The 19835-nt window shown below is 64.9% G+C and carries 19 protein-coding genes; 4 read left to right on the forward strand and 15 right to left on the reverse strand.

From position 1 onward, the window contains the following. The 4 genes from Q1M04_RS14835 to rimP all read right to left on the reverse strand — a co-directional run. Nucleotides 1–442, reverse strand: a 442-nt coding sequence (locus tag Q1M04_RS14835) for a 50S ribosomal protein L7 (protein WP_300448543.1), incomplete at its 3' end; no start/stop codon positions are given. Continuing rightward, a complete protein-coding gene (locus tag Q1M04_RS14840) occupies nt 439–711 on the reverse strand; it encodes an RNase P modulator RnpM (RefSeq protein WP_204791108.1) in 273 nt (90 codons plus the stop codon). The genes Q1M04_RS14840 and Q1M04_RS14835, both read right to left, overlap by 4 nt. Nucleotides 712–759: 48 nt before the next feature. Beyond that, on the reverse strand, nt 760–1965 hold the full coding sequence (gene nusA / locus Q1M04_RS14845) for a transcription termination factor NusA (protein WP_293280401.1): 1206 nt from the start codon (nt 1963–1965) through the stop codon (nt 760–762). A gap of 56 nt (nt 1966–2021) precedes the next feature. Next, nucleotides 2022–2483 (reverse strand): ribosome maturation factor RimP, encoded by a 462-nt coding sequence (rimP, locus tag Q1M04_RS14850; RefSeq protein WP_297998343.1) that lies wholly within the window; start codon nt 2481–2483, stop codon nt 2022–2024. A 294-nt stretch (nt 2484–2777) separates the two neighbouring features. Between rimP and Q1M04_RS14855 the strand changes: the two genes are divergently transcribed. Further along, nucleotides 2778–4847, forward strand: a complete 2070-nt coding sequence (locus Q1M04_RS14855) for a serine hydrolase (protein ID WP_297998341.1) — start codon at nt 2778–2780, stop codon at nt 4845–4847. Nucleotides 4848–5098: 251 nt separating this feature from the next. Here the strand turns inward: Q1M04_RS14855 and Q1M04_RS14860 are convergent, their stop codons facing one another. Together Q1M04_RS14860 and Q1M04_RS14865 are read right to left on the reverse strand one after the other, a co-directional pair. Beyond that, a complete protein-coding gene (locus Q1M04_RS14860; protein ID WP_297998339.1) occupies nt 5099–6088 on the reverse strand; it encodes a stalk domain-containing protein in 990 nt (329 codons plus the stop codon). Nucleotides 6089–6121: 33 nt separating this feature from the next. After that, on the reverse strand, nt 6122–6610 hold the full coding sequence (locus Q1M04_RS14865; RefSeq protein WP_297998337.1) for a hypothetical protein: 489 nt from the start codon (nt 6608–6610) through the stop codon (nt 6122–6124). A gap of 167 nt (nt 6611–6777) precedes the next feature. On the opposite strand from Q1M04_RS14865, the gene Q1M04_RS14870 reads away from it, so the two are divergent. Both Q1M04_RS14870 and Q1M04_RS14875 read left to right on the forward strand, forming a co-directional pair. After that, on the forward strand, nt 6778–7419 hold the full coding sequence (locus tag Q1M04_RS14870) for a superoxide dismutase (protein ID WP_297294216.1): 642 nt from the start codon (nt 6778–6780) through the stop codon (nt 7417–7419). A gap of 848 nt (nt 7420–8267) precedes the next feature. Further along, complete coding sequence (locus Q1M04_RS14875; RefSeq protein WP_295758518.1) at nt 8268–9377, forward strand: PTS transporter subunit IIC; 1110 nt, start codon at nt 8268–8270, stop codon at nt 9375–9377. Between the two features lie 62 nt (nt 9378–9439). Here the strand turns inward: Q1M04_RS14875 and Q1M04_RS14880 are convergent, their stop codons facing one another. Next, entirely contained in the window at nt 9440–10234 is a 795-nt protein-coding gene (locus tag Q1M04_RS14880) for a helix-turn-helix domain-containing protein (protein WP_297998334.1), read from the reverse strand. Nucleotides 10235–10472: 238 nt separating this feature from the next. Between Q1M04_RS14880 and Q1M04_RS14885 the strand changes: the two genes are divergently transcribed. Continuing rightward, nucleotides 10473–12506 (forward strand): SpoIIE family protein phosphatase, encoded by a 2034-nt coding sequence (locus tag Q1M04_RS14885; protein ID WP_293280682.1) that lies wholly within the window; start codon nt 10473–10475, stop codon nt 12504–12506. Nucleotides 12507–12546: 40 nt separating this feature from the next. On the opposite strand, the gene Q1M04_RS14890 is transcribed toward Q1M04_RS14885, so the two are convergent. From Q1M04_RS14890 to rpmH, 8 genes are all read right to left on the reverse strand, one after another. Continuing rightward, entirely contained in the window at nt 12547–13359 is an 813-nt protein-coding gene (locus Q1M04_RS14890) for a hypothetical protein (RefSeq protein WP_297998331.1), read from the reverse strand. A 5-nt stretch (nt 13360–13364) separates the two neighbouring features. Continuing rightward, nucleotides 13365–15758: a HAMP domain-containing sensor histidine kinase gene (locus Q1M04_RS14895; RefSeq protein WP_297998329.1), complete on the reverse strand. Its 2394-nt coding sequence runs from the start codon at nt 15756–15758 to the stop codon at nt 13365–13367. Then, the gene (locus tag Q1M04_RS14900) at nt 15730–16431 is read right to left on the reverse strand and encodes a response regulator transcription factor (protein WP_293280686.1); all 702 of its coding nucleotides are present in this window, start codon (nt 16429–16431) and stop codon (nt 15730–15732) included. The genes Q1M04_RS14895 and Q1M04_RS14900 overlap by 29 nt, the downstream gene beginning before the upstream one ends. A gap of 220 nt (nt 16432–16651) precedes the next feature. Beyond that, entirely contained in the window at nt 16652–17518 is an 867-nt protein-coding gene (gene jag, locus Q1M04_RS14905) for an RNA-binding cell elongation regulator Jag/EloR (protein ID WP_297294872.1), read from the reverse strand. 14 nt (nt 17519–17532) lie between these two features. Next, a complete protein-coding gene (locus Q1M04_RS14910) occupies nt 17533–18693 on the reverse strand; it encodes a YidC/Oxa1 family membrane protein insertase (protein WP_297998326.1) in 1161 nt (386 codons plus the stop codon). Nucleotides 18694–18726: 33 nt separating this feature from the next. Beyond that, a complete protein-coding gene (gene yidD / locus Q1M04_RS14915; RefSeq protein ID WP_204790156.1) occupies nt 18727–18936 on the reverse strand; it encodes a membrane protein insertion efficiency factor YidD in 210 nt (69 codons plus the stop codon). Beyond that, on the reverse strand, nt 18933–19277 hold the full coding sequence (gene rnpA / locus Q1M04_RS14920) for a ribonuclease P protein component (protein ID WP_297998325.1): 345 nt from the start codon (nt 19275–19277) through the stop codon (nt 18933–18935). Before rnpA ends, yidD begins: the two co-directional genes overlap by 4 nt. A 101-nt stretch (nt 19278–19378) precedes the next feature. Further along, nucleotides 19379–19519 (reverse strand): 50S ribosomal protein L34, encoded by a 141-nt coding sequence (gene rpmH / locus Q1M04_RS14925; RefSeq protein WP_021751147.1) that lies wholly within the window; start codon nt 19517–19519, stop codon nt 19379–19381. Nucleotides 19520–19835: the final 316 nt, after the last annotated feature.

The following is a 19835-nucleotide window of genomic DNA, read 5'->3' on the forward strand; positions in this document are numbered from 1 at the left end:
TGGGTGGGCGGCGGTCCCTTCCCTGCGGCGGCTCTCGTTTCGGCGGGTCCCGGCGGGGGGCCTCCTTCCGCTCCTTGGCCCGGCGGCGCTTCAGCTCCATCCGGGCGGCGGCCTCGCCGTAGCGTTCCGGGTCCGCCTGGGCCAGCCGCTCCGCCACGGCGGCGGCAAGGCCCGTGTCGGTCAAAGCCGCGACGGCGGCGCTGCCCCGGCCCAGGGCCCCGCCCAGCTCCGCCTTGGAAAAGGGGAGCGTCAAATGGAGGCAATGGCCCTCTTCCGCCAGGTGCTCCACCCGGCGCAGGGTGTTCCCCGCCGCGTCGGAGCTGGTCAGCAGCAGCCGCGCCTGTCCGGCCTTGGCGGCCAGGGCCGCGGGCTCCTCGCCCACCGCCAGCCGCCCGCCCCGGAGGGCCAGTCCCAAAAGGGACAACACGTTGTTTCCGCTCATGTCCCGCCTCCCAGCTCCGCCTCCATGGCGTCGTAAACCTCGGGGGGGATGGCAGTCTCAAAGGCCCGCTCCAGCGCCCGGGACTTCCGGGCCTTTTTCAGGCACTCCGGGTCCGGGCACACATAGGCCCCCCGCCCCGGCTTCTTCCCGGTGAAGTCCAGGCTCACCGCCCCCTCCGGGGAGCGGACCACCCGCAAAAGGGCTTTCTTATCCTTCATCTCCCGGCAGCCGACACACTGGCGCTGGGGAATCTTTTTCACCTTGGGCACGCGGGTCCCCCCTTTCTCATCCAATCATCCGGCGGTACTCCGCCGGGCTTACTCCTCGACGGCCTCCGGGGCCTCTTCGTCCTCGGGTTCTTCCTGCAAAGCCGCCGGGCGCTCCGCCGCGGCGGCGGCAAAGAGATCGTCCTCATCCTCCCCGGGCTGGTAGCTCTGGGGCTTGATGTCGATCTTATATCCCGTCAGCCGGGCGGCCAGGCGGGCGTTCTGGCCCTCCTTGCCGATGGCCAGGGACAGCTGGTCGTCGGGCACCACGCAGCGGCAGGCCTTGACCCCCTCTTCCGCCATGCGCACCTCCACCACGTCGGCGGGGGCCAGGGCGGCGGCGATGAACTCGGCGGGGTCCTCGCTCCATTTGATGATGTCGATCTTCTCCCCCCTAAGCTCGTCAACGATGGAGGCCACCCGCTGGCCCCTGGGGCCCACGCAGGCGCCGATGGGGTCCACGTTCTCCTCCCGGGACCAGACGGCCATTTTCGTGCGGCTTCCCGCCTCCCGGGCAATGGAGCGCACCTCCACGGAGCCGTCGAAAATCTCCGGCACCTCCAATTCAAAGAGCCGCTTCACCAGGCCCGGATGGGTCCGGGAGATGAGCACCTGGGGCCCCCGTGTGGAGTGGCGCACATCCACCACGTAGACCTTGACGTGCATCCCCTCCTCCAGGGGCTCGCCGGGAACCTGCTCCCCGGCCAGCAGCAGCGCCTCGGTGGATTCCGCGCCGGTGCCGATGCGGAGGGAGGCCGCGCCGTTCCGGGGGTCGATGCGGCTGACCACGCCGGTGAGGATTTCGTGCTGCTTGGAGTTGAACTCGTCGTAGACCTTGCCCCGCTCGGCCTCCCGGAGGCCCTGGATAATGACCTGCTTGCCGTTTCCGGCGGCGATGCGGCCAAACTCCATCTTGTCCACCGGGATGTTCACCACGTCCCCGATCTCATACCGGGCGGAGATGGCCTTGGCTTCCTCCAGGGACATCTCGTTAAAGGGGTCCACATAGTCCTCCTCGTCCACCACGGTCTTGCGGATGAACATGCGCAGCTCCTTGTGGACCTCGTCCGCCTCCACGACGATGTTTTCTTCCTCCACGTCCTTGTGGTCCCGCTGGTAGGCGGTGGTGATGGCCTTAATGACCTTTTCCAGCATGGCCTCCTTGGGAATGCCCCGTTCCTGCTCCAGCAGCTCCAGGGCGGCGAAGATCTCCCCCGGGTTCATGCCGGCGGGTTCTTTCTGCTTCTTGCCTCTCATCTTTGCCGATTCTCCTTATTCCTGAAATACACTTAAATACACTTAAAAACAATCCGTTAAAATTCCACCCGCAGGCGGACCAGAGCCACGTCCTTCTTCTCGAAGGTCCGGGGCGCGCCCCCCGCCTCCACGGTAACGGTCCCGCTCTCCGGGTCATAGGCCGTCAGGACGCCGGGAATCTCCTTCCGCCCCTCCATGGCGCGGTAAAGCTTCACCAGCACGGGACTGCCCATGAATTGGGCGAAATCCCCGGGCCGCTTCAAAGCCCGCTCCGCCCCGGCGGAGCCCACCTCCAGGGTATAGCTCCCCTCGATGGGGTCCGCCTCGTCCAGAAGGTCCGAGAGCTTCCGGGACACGGCCTCGCAGTCCAGGATGTCCACGCCGCCCTCCTTGTCCAGCAGGACCCGGAGGTACCACGTCCCGCCCTCCTTGACATATTCCACATCCCAAAGGGTGCAGCCCGCTTCCGCGACGGCGGGAGCCGCCAGCTCCGCGGTAAGTTCGGTAATTTTCTTCATAAATGGACGGCCCTCCAAACCATTTTGAGGAAGGGAAAATTGCCAAAAGAAAGAGCGGACCGCCGGTCCACTCCTTACCTTAGCTTCCATCTTACTCTAATATATGCAATATACCACAGCTCATGAAAAAGCGCAAGCCTTTTTATAAATTTTCGTCTCCCTCCCGGCATCCCAGGACGAAATTTACACTTTTCACCGGTACCCCCTTGACATTCCCCCTGGTGGAAGGTGTATCCTAAGGGGGCATCCCACAAAGACGCCCCGGTTTCCCCCGGGGCGGGAAAGGAAACCAACATGAAACAAAACACCAAGACCCTCAGCGCCTTGCTGCTGGCCCTGGTCCTGAGCCTGAGCCTCATCCTCCCCGTTTCGGCGGCGGAGAGCGGGACGGCCCTGGACGAGGCCGCCCGGGCCACCGTCAACAGCGCCATGACCTACGGCCAGGCCACCCAGGCCAGCTGGGCCGTCTGGCAGGACGGAAAAATCATCTCCTCCGGCTCCCAGATTGCCAAGGGGGACGGCGGCGCCGAGCCGCTGAAGGGGGAAAGCCCCGTCTACGGCGCGGGCTCCGTCAGCAAGATCTACACCACCGTGGCCGTCATGCAGCTGGCGGAGGCGGGAAAGCTGGAGCTGGACACGCCGGTGGTGAAGTACCTGCCCGCCTTCAAGATGGCGGACCCCCGGTATAAGGACATCACCGTGCGGATGCTGCTGAACCACTCCTCCGGCCTGATGGGCTCCTCCTTCACCAGCGGCATGCTCTTCGACGACCCCAGCCCCATCGCTACCGACGAGCTTTTAAGCTGCCTGGCCGGGCAGCGCCTCAAGGCGGACCCCGGCGCGTTCAGCGTCTACTGCAACGACGGCTTCACCCTGGCGGAGCTGGTGGTGGAGGCCGTTTCCGGCGTGAGCTTTGAGGAATACCTCCGACAGCACATCTTTGACCCCGCCGGTTTGAAGGAAACCTATTTCCCCTCCGACCAGTTTGAAAGCCGCCGGGCGGACATCTTCCAGGCCGGGGACAAGCGCCCCCTGCCCAAGGACTGCCTGGGCGTGGTCGGCGCGGGCGGGCTCTACGCCACGGCGGAGGATGTGGCCGCCTTCGGCGGGTCCCTCACCAAGTCCACGCTGCTGAAAAAGGCCTCCCTGGACGCCATGGCCGCCCCGGAGTACGCCAACGGCCTCTGGCCCGAGGAGGGCCCCGACGCCCTGTCCTACGGCCTGGGCTGGGACTGCGTGGAGTGGTACCCCTTCTCGGAAAACGGCATCACCGCCCTGGTGAAGGGCGGCGACACCCAGTATTACCACGCCGGGCTGGTGGTGCTGCCGGAGTACAAGCTGGCGGCGGCGGTGCTCAGCTCCGGCGGCGTTTCCACCTACAACGAGATGGCCGCCTCTCAGATGCTGCTGTCGGTCCTCCGGGAAAAGGAAGAGGTGGTGGAGCTCCGACTCCGGCTCCCCGCCGCCGAGAAAGCCCCCATGCCGAAGGAGCTTTTGGACCACGCGGGCTATTACGGCTCCCTGACGGTCTATCAGGTGGAGCTCAGCGAGGACGGGACCCTGACCATGCGCTACCCCGCCACGCCGGACTTCCCGCCCCGGACCTTCTACTATTACAGCGACGGCACCTTCCGGGACGGGGGAGGAACCTCCGCCCTCCGGCTGGTGGAGGAGGACAACGGCGAGATTTACCTCTACCAGTGGGCCTTCGCGGACCTCTCCGGCCTTGGGTATCTGCCCACGTCCAACTACGTCGCCATGAAGCTGCCGGAGAACAACATTGACCCGGCCCTCCAGGAGAAATGGGAGTCCATCATGGGCGGCGCGGTGCTGCCCATGAACGAGCGCTACAGCTCTCAGATTTACGCCTCCCTGGGGGCCCTGCTCCAGGTGGACTCCGGCGGCGCCGTCGAGAGCGCCCCCGGCTACATTGGCTCTTTGCGCATTGAGGACGAGACTCACGCCCGCTTCGCCACCCAGGTCCCCGGCACCGGCAGCCGGGACGGCTCCGACATCGAGCTCCGCCGGGACGCGAAGGGGAACCTCTGGTTCTATCAGTCCAGCGGCGGCGTCTACATGGACATGAACGCCGTCCCCACCCTCTCCACCGGAAGCGAGGGCAAGGCCGCCTCCACCATCCAGCCCGACGGATACGCCCGCTGGTACAAGGTGGGCGACAGCGCCGGCGGAAAGACCATGACCGTCCAGATGCCCAAGGACGCGGGCTTCTGGGTTTACGACGCCAAGGGCAAGCTTACGGCCTCCTCCGTTTTGTGGGACGATGCGTCCGCCAAGCTGTCCAAGGACGGCCTGATCGTCTTTGCCGGAGACCCCGGCGCGCGGTTTGATCTTACTTTTTCTTGAAAGAAAAAGTAAGCAAAAAGAACTTTAACGCGTTATTACTTCTGAACTGAAAGGCCGGAAGTAATATGTGCCATGTTTTGCGGTTGCCGCTGTAAACAGCGGCAACCGCAAAACGGCTTAAATCAAATGGATTGTTTCCGAGTTTTAAGCTCGGAAATAATACCAAGCTTGGAACTGCGAAAAAACTGCGCCGGCAACAAACCTTTCTGTTGCCGGCGCAGTTTCCCTTTTTATTCTGTTCAGAAAAGCCGTTATCCCCAGGAGCAATACAGGTTCAGCCAATGGCACAGATCCTCCAGAGGCAGGTAGGTGGTGCCGCCCTCCTTAAGGCAGGGGGCGGAGAGATAGCCCTCCCCTTCGGGTGTCTGGACCGTCTCCGCGCCGGGCTGGACGGAGAAGACCGTCTTGCCGTCCCGGCTCACCACAACGCCCAGGGCCTTGTCCCAGCGGACCTCATACCCGGCGGCCTCGGCAACGCCCCGGATGGGGGCCATCACGCCCTTGTCCGTCCGCTGGCCGGAGAACTGGGGAACCCCCTGGTCCCGCTCCGCGTCAAAGCCGCCGTTGACCGCGATGCGCACGTCGTGCATGGTGGCGAAGGTGGAAACATAGCCCTGGTACACGCCGGGGAGGAGCTGGACCTTCTCCGCCGCGCCGTTTTTGTCCTTCCAGACCAGCGCCCGGTCGCCGGGGTTCAGGTCCTCCATCCGCACCATCTGGCGGGTCAGCCAGGGGGTGTAGACGGTCTTGTCCGTCACCTCCAGCGTTTCGCCGCCGGTAAGCGCGAAGGTGGGGTTGCCCTTATCGCCGGGGGCGGGAGACACGGCCCGCCGGGCGATTTCACAAAACTCCGGCGCGGCGGCGCCGGCGGGAACATTGCCCACAATCACCAGGGCGGACATCTGGGGCGGCAGGCTCAGCGCCATGGCGGGGCCTGTCCAGACATAGAGGGTGTCCCCCTCCTTCACCTTCTCCAAATCCAGGGGCAGGCCCGTGGCCCCGTCCACCGCCGGAGCGTCGCCGGGGTGGATGACCACTTCATTCAAATGGCTGTCCTTGTCGTCGTTTTTGAGGTAAATGCCCTCCCCCTCCCAGGGGGAGACCTTGCCCCAGACCTGGACGAAGGGGGGGAGCTTCTCGGGCTCTTCCGCCGCGGGGGCGGTCTCCGCCGCAGCGGCGGTGACGCACAGCGCGGCGGACAGGGCCGCCAGGGCCAGCAGTACGGACAGTAATTTTTTCATTGTAATTTCCTCCTTATATTTATGTTGCATCGGTTATCCAACAGGTTCCGGGTACGTTACCTCCGGCCTGGGACAGCCCAGGGCGGCGATGTTCACCTCCTCCAGGGGGCGATAGGGAATCTCCAGGGGCTCCGCCCCGCCGCCGTTCACATCGGCGATGGCGAAGCGGTTCCCCTCGGCGGGGCCCAGGTCCGTGGCACGCTCCAGCTCCTCCCCATCGGGGCGGAGGCCCAGCAGGTACATGTCCCACAAGGCCTTGCCGTAGGCCAGCATCCGGGCCTGGTCCTCCTCGGCGGTGATGGAGGCCCCGGGCTTGGGGGACGGTGCGGGCGGCTCCTCCAGCGGCTCTTCAGCTCCGGACTCCGGCGGTTCCCCAAGCGCGGGGGACTCCTCCTGGGCGGCGGAGGGCTTCTCCGTGGTAATGGTACACACGCTGTACTGCTCCGCCCCGCAGGCGCTGAGGGTTCCCACCAGCAGCCCGGAGACAAAAATCCCGCAGAGCATCCAGATAAACTGCTTCATGCTTCTCTCTTCTTTCCTGTGCCGTCTTTGGTTTCCCCTATTATAGACGATGGAGCGATGGCGTTTGTTCCAAACTTTGCAGAAATTTTTTCAAAATTTTCTCTCTGTATGCCAGGCCCGCCCTTCACATATACTATACGAAGCAATCGCCATGAAAGGAGAACCCTATGGAAGCACATTACCCCTTCGCCCTGCCGCCTCTGCCCTACGGCTACGACGCCCTTCTGCCGGAGATCGGGGAGCGAACGCTGCATTTCCACCACGACAAGCACTTTCAAACCTATATCGACAACCTGAACAAGCTCCTGGAGACGCACCCGGAGGTCCAGGACTGGCCCCTGGAGCGCTTAGTACAGGAGTGGCCCCGCCTGCCGGAGGACATCCGCCAGGGCGTGCGGAACAACGCCGGGGGCGTTTACAACCACGACCTCTATTTCAAAACTCTGGCCCCCGGCCCCGCCTCCTCTCCCATGGGCCCCCTGGCGGACGCCGCGGCCCGGGACTTCGGGGACCTGGAGGGCCTAAAGGCCGCCATGAAGAACGCCGCCCTAGGGCAGTTCGGCTCCGGCTGGGCCTGGCTGGTCAGCGACAGCGAGGGGCGGCTCTCCGTGGTCAAGACCCCCAACCAGGACGTGCCCCTCCCCCTGGTCCCCCTGCTTCTTTGCGACGTGTGGGAGCACGCCTATTACCTGGACTACCAGAACCGCCGCCCGGACTACTTCGAGGGCTGGTGGCGGAAGGTGGACTGGCCCGGCGTCTCCCGGTCCTACGACGCCCTGCTGGAGAACCGGCCCCGCCGGGCGGAGTGAAAATCCGCCCTTGACTTCCCGCCTCCGGGGCGCTATAATAAAAGCACCACGGAGACCGACCAAACCCAGGACGACTCCAGGCTCACCAAAGCGGAACCCCCGGAAGCGCACACTTCCGGGGGTTCCATTTTAGGCTGCCGCTGTCATTACTTTCTGTCCAGCCATTTGCAGACGAAATAAGCGATGACGTCTGCCACAACAGAAGTGACCAAACCCAGCAAGGATTCCAACCGGCTCACCTCCTCTCACTGCGGAGGGCCGACAGCGGATTCATTGTACCACAGCTTTCGGCAAAAATCTACAAGGGAAAACCCTATATGCGGAAACGCACGGAATGTGTAACCCGGCCCCGCCGGGCAGAGTAAAAATCCGCCCTTGACTTCGCGTCTTCAGGGGGCTATAATGAAGTTACCTCGGAGAGCGATGAAAGCTAGGATGCGATTTAGGCTCACCAAAGCGGAACCCCCGGAAGAGTGCACTTCCGGGGGTTCCATTTTAGGCTGCCGCTGTCGTTACCTTCTGTCCAGCCATTTGCAGACGAAATAAGCGATGACGTCTGCCACAACAGAGGTGAAAAAAGCTAGGATCGCATCCAACCGGCTCACCCCCTCTCACTGCGGAGGGCCGACAGCGGATTCATTGTACCACAGCTTTCGGCAAAAATCTACAAGGAATCCCCGCTCCGGGAAGCCAAACTTGACGGCCCCCCTCTTGACAAAACCTCTCCGGGTGCGTATGATAAGCCTTACAGGTGTCTTGACACCTGTAAGGCTTATTTCGCGCGGCCATTTACCCGCCCGGCGGCCGTGCACAAACCCGAAATTTTACGAAAGAAACAGGTGCTTCCCATGGAAAACGTCAAAGCGTTTCTCAAGCGCAAGAACATCGTCCTCTCCGTCCGCCGCTACGGCATCGACGCCCTGGGGGCGATGGCCCAGGGCCTCTTCTGCTCCCTGCTCATCGGCACCATTTTGAACACCGTGGGCGCCCAGTTCCACATCGGCTTCCTGACGGCCGAACTCATCACCATCAACAAGGTTGGTTATACCATCGGCGGCATGGCCTCCTTCATGAGCGGCGCAGCCATGGCCGTGGCCATCGGCTACGCCCTCCAGGCCCCGCCCATGGTCCTCTTCTCCCTGGCGACGGTGGGCTACGCCTGCAACGCCCTGGGCAAGGCCGGGGGGCCCCTGGCCGTCCTCCTTGTGGCCATCCTCGCCGCCGAATGCGGCAAGGCCGTCAGCAAAGAGACGAAAATCGACATCCTGGTGACTCCCATCGTCACCACCCTGGTGGGCATCGGGGCGGCCTGGGCCGTCGCGCCCCCCATTGCCGCCGCCGCCAGCGCCTTCGGCCAGCTCATCATGCGCGCCACGGTGCTCCAGCCCTTCCTCATGGGCATCCTGGTTTCCGTGCTGGTGGGCGTGGCCCTGACCCTGCCCATCTCCTCCGCCGCCATCTGCTCCGTCCTAGGGCTGACGGGCCTGGCGGGAGGGGCCGCCGTGGCGGGGTGCTGCGCCCAGATGGTGGGCTTCGCCGTCATGAGCTTCCAGGAAAACGGCTGGGGGGGCCTGGTGAGCCAGGGTCTGGGCACCTCCATGCTGCAAATGCCCAACATCGTGCGGAATCCTAAAATATGGATCGCGCCCACCCTGACCTCCGCCATTACCGGCCCCATTGCCACATGCCTGTTCCGCCTGGAGATGAACGGCGCGGCCATCAACTCCGGCATGGGCACCTGCGGCCTCTGCGGCCAGCTGGGGGTCTGGACCGGCTGGCTGGCCCCCAGCGAGCAGGCCCTGGCCAACGGGGCGGCGGCCATCGTCCCCGGGGCCATGGACTGGGCGGGACTGATTTTGGTTTCCTTCGTCCTCCCCGCCGTCATCTGCCCGCTTGTCAACCACTTCTGCCGGAAGGCGGGCTGGGTGAAGGACGGCGATTTGACCCTGGCGGGCTGAATCCGGCGAAACGGCAAATAAAACGGGAGGCTTCCCTATTTAAAGGAAGTCTCCCGCTTTTTTCATTCCCCGTCCCGCTTCCAGGTGAAGCACACCGCCGCCGCCAGCAGAAAAAGCAGCACGCTCATTCCGTTCCAGGCGTCCGGCGGCGGCGCGGCCTCCAAAAGATACAGCGCCCCGTTGATGGAGGCCGTCAGCCCCGCCAGCAGCAAGCATGCGGTCCCCAGGGCCTGGAAGGTCCTGCCCATGCGGCGGAAGGCGGCGTAAATCAGCCACAAAAACACAAGGGAAAGAACGGCCATCGCCGTCCCCACGGTAAACACCGCCCGGACCCGCAGCAGCCGGCTGAGACTGTATAGATAGGGAACCGTAAACACGCTGAGGCTCAAGAGGCTTCCCGCCGCTCCTCCCCGTTTCAGGATGACCCAGGGGAGAAGCGCCGCCCAGGCGTACCCCGTGGAAACCGCCACGATCCGCGACCAGCTCAGTCCGCCGGTAAGGGCCGTGTCGCAGATGAAGCATACCAGCGTGCCGGTGAACAGCCACCCGGTCAGCAGGAGGGCCAGCCGCCACCGCCGCTCCCCCCGGCGGGGAACGCGCCCCGCGGTTTCTTTTGGAAGCGAAGGGGCGCTTTCCGCCGCCTTGGCCTCCCGCCCCCCGCTGAGAAGCTGGTCCGCCGTGATGTCCAGGATTTCGCACAGCGCCAGCATAATGGAGGAGTCCGGCAGGCTTTTGCCCGTCTCCCATTTCGACACCGCCCGGTCCGTGATATTCAGCCGTTCCGCCAGCTGGGCCTGGGTCAGCCCCCGCTCCTTCCGGCGCTCCATAATAAAGGTTCCGATTTTGCTCTGGTCCATATCCGCATCCCCTTTCCTCCCCGATTCTATCCCCGCCGCCCCGGCTTTTCCAGGAACCGCCGGTGGATTTCCCAGACTCAACCGCCGGTTGAGTGGCGTTATTCCCATTTTAACACAGCCCTCCGGCGGTTTCCATCCTGTTTTTCCTCCGGGAAAATCCCCCCGGCACCTTTCCCGACGGGTTTCTTCTCCCTCCGGCGCTACAATGGGAGAACAACATTTCGAGGAGGGACAAGCTGTGGCACACGGGCAGCTGATATTGGAACGGGAGCGGGCCGGACGGCTGGTGCATCTGGGCGTCCGCTTTTTTCTCTCGGCGGCGCTGACCGCCGGGCAGACCGCCGGAGGCTCCGCCCCCTTCGCCCTGGGCTGGGCGGCGGCGGCGGGGCCGGGTCTGGAGGGGGGCGCGGCCCTGGCGGGGGCCTTTGCCGGGGCGGCGCTGTTCCTCCCCTTTGCCAAGGCCCTGCCCTTTTTGGCGGTGGCGGTGCTGATTCTCGCCGCCTCCACGGCTTTGGGGGGCACCTGGATTCCCTCCCGGCCCCGGCCCATGGCGTTGACGGCGGCGGGGCTCTACGTCACTGTGGAGGGCATTTACATACTCCAGTCCCTCTCCCCCCTGGACCGTCTGGCGGACTGCCTGGCGGCGGCGGGGCTGCTGGGGGCCTCTGCGTGGCTGTTCTTCCCCCTCCTTCGGGGCGGGGAGGGCCGGGAAATCGTGGACGGCCTCCTCTTCCTGGCCGGGGCTCTGGTGACGGCGGTGGAGGAGCTGGAGATTCTGGGCTTCTCCCCCGCCCGGGCCCTGCTGTGCTTCCTGGCGGTCCTGGCGGCCTATGACCGGGGCCCCGCCGGCGGAGCGGCCTTCGGCCTGGGGCTGGGGCTGACGGCGGAGCTGTGCGGAAGCCGCCTGCCCCTCACCGCCGCCCTAGGACTGGCGGGCCTTGCCGCGGGGAGCTGCCAGGGGCGGCGGAGGACCTGGGCGGCGCTGGCCTTCCTGGCCTCCGCCGGAGCTGCGGCCCTGGCGGAGGGAAGCCCGCTGCCCCTGCTGCCGGAGGCGGCGGCGGGAACGGGGCTGTTTCTGGCCCTGCCGGGGCGGTTTGTGGCGGGGAAGCGGGTCCGGCCCGCCATCCCCCCCGCGCAGAAGGAAGCGGCGGAGGAATCCCCCGCCCCCTGGCGGCAGCGGCTGGACCGGGCGGCGGCGGCTCTCCGGGACCTGTACGACAGCATTGGCCGTTCCGCGCCCCCCGCAGCGGACGAAAACCCCGCCATCGTCTTCGACCGCTCCGCCGAGAAGGTCTGCCGGGGCTGCTCCCTGTGTGAGCTCTGCTGGCAGAAGGACTACACCGGCACCTTCAACGCCATGAACGACGCCACGCCTTACTTACTGGAACGGGGCCGGGCCCTGGCCAAGGATTTCCCGGAGTACTTCACCGGCCGCTGCATCCACCTGCCGGACCTTTTAGCCGCCATCAACGCGGAGCTTTCCGCCTTTCTCCTCCGGCGGCAGTACCGGCGGCAATTGGAGGAAACCCGCCGCAGCGCCCGGGGGCAGTACGCCCAGCTCTCGGAGCTTTTGACCGCCACCGCCGCCGGGCTGGAGGCCGCCGCCCCCGCCATGGCGGCGGGAAGCCCCTGCCGGGTGGGGGCCGCCCTCCGGCCCAAGGAGGGGGAAACGGTCTGCGGGGACACCGTGGCCTCCTTCCGCACGGACCAGGGCCTCTGGTGCCTTTTGCTGGCGGACGGCATGGGCAGCGGCGAGCCCGCCCGGAAGGAGTCCGCCCTGGTCTGCCGCCTGCTCCAGCAGTTTTTGGAGGCGGGGGTAGCCCCGGAGGCGGCGCTGAAAACCCTGAACTCCGCCATGGGCCTCCGGGGGGCGGAGTCCGGGGCCTTCACCACCGTGGACCTGTGCGTCTACGACCCCAGGGCCCGGGAGGCGTCCTTCTATAAGTGCGGCGCGGCCCCCAGCTACCTAAAGCGGGGGGGCGTGGTCCGGCGGGTTACCGGGGCCAGCCTTCCCGTGGGGCTCCAGGGCCCGCCGCCGGACGTGACGAAGGCCCCCCTGGCCCCCGGCGGCTTCGCCGTCATGGTCAGCGACGGCGTGGCGGACCCGGCGGAGGACGAGTGGCTTTTAAACCTCCTGGCGGGCTGGATCGGAGACGATCCCCAGGACCTGGCGGGGCTGATTCTGGCGGAGAGCGTCCGCCGGGAGAAGCTCCGGGACGACTGCGGGGTGCAGGTGCTGTACTGCCCGGAAACGGAAGCGAGAGAGGTGTGACGAAAAACGGGCCGCCCAAGGGGGCGGCCCGCTTTTGCGTTCACGCATCCTCTATGATTTGAATATCCATCAGGGTCCCGTACCCCTGGAAATCGGGACGGGTGAAATCCCGGACGGTCTCAATGCGGACCGTGCCTTCCGCGCTGGACAGGATCCGCATGGCTCCCCGGAACCCTCCGCCGGTCAGGCTCTTCCCGTTGGAGGTCAGCACGTCCCGGAAAAAGCACACCGCCTCTCCGTTGTAGTACCACTGGTCCTCTTCGGCGTCATAGGTGACGCCGAAGGGCGCGTAGGCCTCCGCCATCGCGTTCCGTTCCTCCGCCGACAGCTCCTCACCTCCGGCCACGGCGGTGACGGGGGCGGAATGCCGGAGGGCCTCCACGTCCCGGGCAGCAAACGCCTCCTCCGAAAACGCCTCCACCCCCACCAGCGTCCCGCTGGGGTCATAGGAGCCGTCGGCGCAGCGGGCAAGCCCGCTCCGGTCCCGGACGGCGTACACGTCCACCACGCCGTTTTCGTTGAAGAAGTCCAGCCCGGCCTGGGTGCCGTCCTCGGACAGGGGGTAGTAGTCCTCGAACCACCGCACCAGCTGGCCGTCAAACCGGAGCTCGTCTTTTTCGGCGTCGTAGCGCAGGCCGAAGGGCTCGTAGGGTAAAAAGAGCTCCGTCCGAGATGCCTCCCGGTCCTCTCCGCCGTCTTCCGAGAGCGCCACCAGGGACCCACCCGCCGCCGCGCCGCTGTCCCATGCCTCCGCCGGGGCGGCGCACCCGGCCAGGCACGCCGCCAGCAGCGCGCTCCAGAGAGCCGCTTTAAGCCGCTGGGCTGTCCTTCGTCCCGCCGCAGTCTTTTTCATTGCGCTCATGCCTCCTGTCCTTCCTGTTCCGTGGGGAACGTCACCACTGCCGTAAAGAGGTCCGCCACCGTCTCCACGCGAAACGCGCCGCCGCAGGCCTCGGTGAAGGAGCTGGCAATGCTCAGCCCCAGGCCGCTGCCGCCGTCGGTGCGGCTGGAGTCCCCCCGGACGAACCGGGCGGTGAAGTCCACTCCCTCCGGAAGCTCCGTGCGGGAGGTGCTGCGGACGCTGGCCTCGGCGGTTCCCTCCGCCGTTTTCAATCTGAGATAGACCCGGCTGCCCTCCAGGGCGTAGCGCAGGGCGTTGTCGAGAAGATTCTGGAACACCCGGTAGAGCCGTCTGCCGTCGGCGGTAATCATCACCGGCTCCTCGGGAAGCTCCGCCTTGAACGTAAGGGCGCTTGCCTGAATGGGGCCGTCCATGTCCGCCAGGGTCTGGCGCAGGAGCTTGCCCAGGTCCAGCCGTTCCAGATGGACGGGGAGCTGGTCCGCCGCCGCCTTGCTGATGTCAAACACGTCCTCCACCATGGTTTTCAGCCGCTGGGCCTTCTGGTCGATGATCTTTGCGTAGTCCGCCGCCGCCGGGGGCAGGTCCTCCTGCCGGAGGAGCTCCGCGTAGGAGAGGATGGAGGTCAGGGGGGTTTTCAGGTCGTGGGAGACGTTGCTCACCAGCTCCACCTTCATCCGTTCGCTGCGGGTCTGCTCGGCCAGGGCGGCCCGCATCCCGGCCTGGATGTCGTTGAGGCTCTCCGCCGTCCGGCGCAGGTCCGCGTCCTCCGGGAGGACCAGGGGCCTCTCCAGGTCCCCGGCCCGGACGGCCTCCACCTGGTCCGCCAGGGCGGCGATATCACGGGCCAGCCCCCGGCTCCACCAGGCGCAGTAAAGGGCCCATACCAGCAGCACCTCCAAAAGGCAGGCCAGGAGAAGCAGGCACCATCCCCAGATGCCGGGGTGGGTCCGCACAAAATTGACCAGGACGGCCATTGGGAACAGGGAGAGGGCAAAGCCCGCCAGCAGCACCAGCAGCACCAGGCCGCCGCTCCGGCTGAGCCGCTTCTCAACAGGCCGCTTCAGGTCCCTTGTCCGGAGGAAGCGAAAAAGAGTGCGGAGGAGGGACCTCCGGACCTCCCCGGGGTTGTGCTTATGGTCGTTGCGAAGCAGCCGCCACAGCCAAAAGAGGGCGATGAGGGCCGGGACGTTCATGGTAACCAGCCGGAGGACCGCCATGCCCCAGGCGGCGAAGGAATACCCGCCCTCCCAGTCATAGCTGTAAAGAAGCTCATAAACCACGTCCAGATTGCAAAGGCCCGGCAGGAAGGCCCACAGCAGGCACGCCGCTGCCAGCAGGAAGCGGACCTCCGTCCAGACATGGACCGTCCAAGAGGCGATTTTCCGGTTCACCGGCTCCACGAATTTGCGCAGCAGGGCCCAGAGAACCAGGCACCACATGGCGATGAACAGCAGCAGACCCTGGGTATAGTAGAAGGACTCGCTTTCCTCCACCTGCCGGGCGAGGCTGTAAAAGGCGGAGTAATAGCTGGTGCCGCCGGTTTTGTAGTCGGCGCTGTAGTACGGGATGGGCGTTTCCCGGACGGCCATGACCACCTTGACCCCCTCCAGCTGTTCGCTGACAGGGAAGTTGTCGTAGCCGGGGACAAACCACCGGGAATCGCCGTCGTAGTATCCGTCTCCGTATACGTCCCGGATTTGGCCGTCCTTGAAGATAGAAACCCTGCCGTTCACAAACTGAAGGTAGAAGTTGTACCCCTCCACGGACCGGGCCAGCAGCTTGTCCAGGCCGGCGTCCATATTGCTGTAGACCTTCCCGTTCTTTATTTCTCCGTTCCGGATGTAATAGAGGACGTTCTTGTCCGCCTGATAGGCCGCGTCCGGCTCCTTCTCCAGCTCCTTCTCCGGCTCCGCTGGGGGAACGGACTCCAGCGTTCCCTGCTCCACCCTCGTGGCTTCCGCAGCCTCGCCAAAGCCCCACCAGGTCCGAATGGCCTCCTGCTCCACCACCACCGCGCTGTTGTAGCCGCCGTCCCAGTAGTACGCCCCATCGTAGAAGTCCACCGCTCCCCCGGCTCCGATGGTCAAAAACTCCCGGAGATAGTGGGAAACCTCGTCCCGGAAGGCGTCTGTCTCCTGCCAGTCCCACTCCCACCGGGGAGAGGGGTCCCGCTCCCAGGCGATCCGGTTACCCAGCGCCCCCAGGGCGGAGAGGGCCAGCGTCATTCCCAGGAAGAAGGCCAGAAAACCGGCCAGCGCCTTGACCCGCCCGCCGGGGCGGAGGACCTTCACGCCCTTCCCCGCCTCCACGGCCTCCCGGACCTCCTCCGCCACAAATTGCTCCAGGGCCCCGCCGGGGTCCTTATCCGTGCTGTTCCAATTTGTATCCAATGCCCCACACCACCTTAATATAATCTGGCTCCTTGGGATTCAGCTCGATCTTCTCCCGAATGCGGCGGATGTGAACCATCACCGTGTTCTCACAGGAAAACGCGTCCTCGTTCCACACCCGGCGGTAGATTTCCTCGGCGGGGAAAATCTGCCCGGGGTGGCGGAAGAGCAGGTCCACGATTTTGCTCTCCGTGGGGGTGAGCTTCACCTCGTCCCCGTCGGCCCGGAGAATCCGCCCGGCGGGGTCGTAGCTGAGCCGCCCGTTCACCAGAAGGCCCTGCCGCCCCTCGGCGTTGATGTCGCCAAGAGACGTGTACCGCCGAAGCTGGCTCCGCACCCGGGCGATGAGCTCCTGAGGGTTGTAGGGCTTGGTGACGTAGTCGTCGGCCCCCATGGAAAGGCCCAGGATTTTGTCCGTGTCCTCGCTCTTGGCGGAGAGGACGATCACCGGCAGGTTCCGCCTCTCCCGGATGCGGAGCAGGGCGCTGAGGCCGTCCAGCCTGGGCATCATCACGTCGATGAGGATGAGCTTCACGGCGGGGTCCAGGCATTCATCCACGGCCTGGAGGCCGTCGTAGGCCCTGCGGACCGGATAGCCCTCCCGCTCCAGGGTGATGGCGATGGCGTTCACAATTTCCGGGTCGTCGTCCACGACTAAAATACATTCGTTCATATCGGGCTTCCTCCCTTGAGCTGTGTATAGGATAGCAGGCAAATCTTACGAACGGCTTGACAAAAACCTTAAGAATTTCTTACGATTTCCGGCCCGGTCTCGGTTGAGTTTTGGGGAAGACGGCGAACATGCGCCGCCCGTCGAAAACTCCTCTCATAAAAAATCACGGCCCCGGGGGAAATAAGAAGAGAGGCCAGCCTGACGGATGGCCCCTCTTTTTTCAATGCCTCTCGCCCCGGTCCGGAGCCACCACCACCCGGCGGTTGGGGTCCGCGCCGGTGGAGTAGGTGGTCACGCCCTCGAAATCCTGGAGGGCCGTGTGGATCACATGCCGCTCATAGGCGTTCATGGGCTCCAGCGTGACGCTGCGGCGGTAGCGGACCACCTTGCCCGCCACCTTCCGGGCCAGGTGCTGGAGGCTCTGCTCCCGCTTGGCCCGGTAGTTCTCCGCGTCCAGGTGGATGCGTACCCGGGGCCCGCCGCCCCGGTTCACGGCATAGCTGGTCAGCTGCTGGATCGCGTCCAGGGTCTCGCCCCGGCGGCCGATCAGGGACCCCAGGCCCTGGCCCTCCAGGATGACCTTGTAGCGGCCCTTCTCGGGAAGGTAAACCTTCACCCCGGCGGCGCTGTCCATGTGCTCCAGAAGGCCCTTGAGGAAGGCCTTGATGGCCGCGGCCTTCTCATCGTCCACCTCCTCGCCCAGGGGAACCGGCGGCTCCTCCTGAAGGGGCTCCGGCCTGGGGGCGGGACGCTCTTTTTTCTCCGGGCGTTCCTTCTTCTCCCGGGGGAGACGCTCCCTGCGCTCGGGGCGCTCCCGTTTTTCCGGGGCGGCGGGCCGGGGCTTGGGGGGCTCTTCCCGGACGGGCTCCGGTTTGGGGGCGGGCGGAGGGGGAAGGATTTCCTCTTCCGCCTCCGGGCCGTAGTACACGCGGATTTTCGCCGGGCAGGCGCCGAGGCCCAGGAAGCCGGACTTGGCCCGCTCCAGCACCTCCACGGACACGTCGTCCCGGTCCAGGTTCAGCTGGGCCAGGGCCTTGGAAATGGCCTCGTCCTCGTTTTTGCCAGTGACATCAATATAGTCTCTCATAACGGCTTCCACCTTTACGTTTCGTCATAGCGGTCCGGCTTGTAGGCCCGGCCCCTGGCGTAGGGCCTGTCCCCCACCCGGCCGGCCTCCGTGGTGGAGGCGCCCGCCTTGGCGGCTTTGGCGGCCTTGGCGTCCCGGGCGGCCTTCTGCTTTTCCTTCAGGGTCTGCTTCTGGGCGGCCTGCTGGCGCTGCTGCTCCTGGAGGACCTTGGCCTCTTCCATTTTCCGCTTCCGCTCCGCCTGGCGGGCCTCATAGCGGGCGTTCTCCTCTTCCTCCAGCCTCTTGTTGAAGAAGGCGCCCATGAAGTACTCCTGCACGGCGGCAAAGGCGCTCTGGGCAATCCAGTACACGCCCAGGGCCGCGGGCATGGTGAAGGCGATATACACGGAGAACAGGGGCATGAACATCATCATGCGGTTGGCGCTGGCGGCGGAGGGGTCCGTCTGGGGCTGGTGCTTCATGGTGATTTTGGTCATGAGCCACTGGCTGGCGCCGGCGATGATGGGAATGAGGATCAGGCCGATGGCGGCCCAGGTGAAGGTGAAGCCCGTCACCATGCTCCAGGGGTTGGCCGCCATGTCCAGCCCGAAGGAGGTGTAGTTCAAATTGATCCACCCGGGCACCGACTGCCCCACCTCGGGAAGCTCCGAGGCGATGGTCTTGACCAGGTTGATCTGCCCGTAGGGCAGCAGCTGGGTAATCCCATCCCGGACAATGGCGGCTCCGTCCTTCATCTGCACGATGCTGGCGACGTCCAGCCCGGCGCCGGTCACGGCGTCCACCATCTGCTGCACCACGTCCTGGCTCAGCATCATGAAGTGGGTGATGGGCTGGCGGATGATGGAGTACAGGGCCAGCAGGATGGGGAAGGGGAGCAGGCTCCACAGGCACCCGGACATGGGGTTGATCCCCTCCTCGGCGTAGAGCTTCTGCATTTCCTCGGCCTGTTTGGTCTGGTTGTTGGCGTACTTTTTCTGGATCTCCTGCATCCGGCCGGACATGCGGCTCATGCGCATCATGCTCTTCTTGGATTTCATCTGGAAGGGCAGCATGATGAGCTTGATGACCAGCGTAAAGAGGATGATGGCCATGCCGTAGGAGCCCGTCAGGTTATAGAAGAGCCGGACCAGCCACGCGAAGGGGATACAGATATAGTATCCGATGGTTGAAAACATAATTTGTTCCTCTCGTTTTGTTCAGTGGGGAAGCTAGGGCACAGGGTCATAGCCTCCCTTATGAAAGGGGTTGCACCTGAGTATTCTCTTGAACGCGAGCCAGCTCCCCTTCACGGCCCCGTACCGTTCCAAAGCCTCCACGGCGTACTGGGAGCAGGTGGGGATGTAGTTGCAGCACCGGGGGCGGCAGGGGGAGATATTCCGCTGGTAGAACCGCACCAGGGCGATCAAAACCCGCTTCACGGCTTGTCCTCCAGAAGGCCCAGCTTCCGGCTCAGGCGGAGGAAGGTGTCGCCCAGCTCCTTCCACGGGGCGCTCAGCGTCCTGCCCCGGGCCACCAGGATGATGTCCCAGCCCTGGGACAAACGGGGGCTCGAGAGCCGGTAGACCTCCCGCAGGCGGCGGCGGGCCCGGTTGCGCTTCACGGCGTTTCCCAGCTTTACGGAAACGGTAATGCCCAGGCGGTTGTGGCCCTGGCGGTTTTTCCGGCAGTAGAGCACCATGCTCCCCGCCACCGCCGACGCGCCCTTGCGGTACAGCCGGCGGAACTCATGATTTTTTTTCAGCGTCACCGCGGGCTTCACCGTTCATCCCTCCCAGGCCGCAGAACCAGTACAAGGGACGGAGGAATCCGAACAATTCCAGCCGCCCCTGTCAGGACTCGTGTTCAAGTGTCTCCTGCTCCTCAATAGGAGAGGCGGGCGCGGCCCTTGGCGCGGCGGCGGGCCAGGACCTTGCGGCCGTTGGCGGTGGCCATGCGCTTGCGGAAGCCGTGGACCTTCTGGCCGTGGAGCTTCTTGGGCTGATAGGTACGTTTCGTTGCCATGCTTAAGACACCTCCTGTCCATATTCCGTCCGCCCCGCTTCACAGCTCCGGGGCGGCGCTTTCCCAACACCGCCCGGCCTTATAAGGAACGGGCGGCGCGGCAGACAAACTCAAGCGCCGATTGACGCATGGGATAGTATACCATACGGGCGCGAAGGGTGTCAATAAAAAATTATGTTGATTTACCGGCGAAAATGTCAAGGGTTAAATGCAGAAAAATCTAAAATTGTTTTTTGTGCATTATTCACAAAAGCAATTCTACCCCCTCAATACCGGCCTCCTGGGCAAGCTCCAGCAATACCCGTCCGGCACACCT

This window comes from uncultured Oscillibacter sp. (assembly GCF_950073225.1).
In the GTDB taxonomy this organism is placed as follows: Bacteria; Bacillota; Clostridia; order Oscillospirales; family Oscillospiraceae; genus Oscillibacter.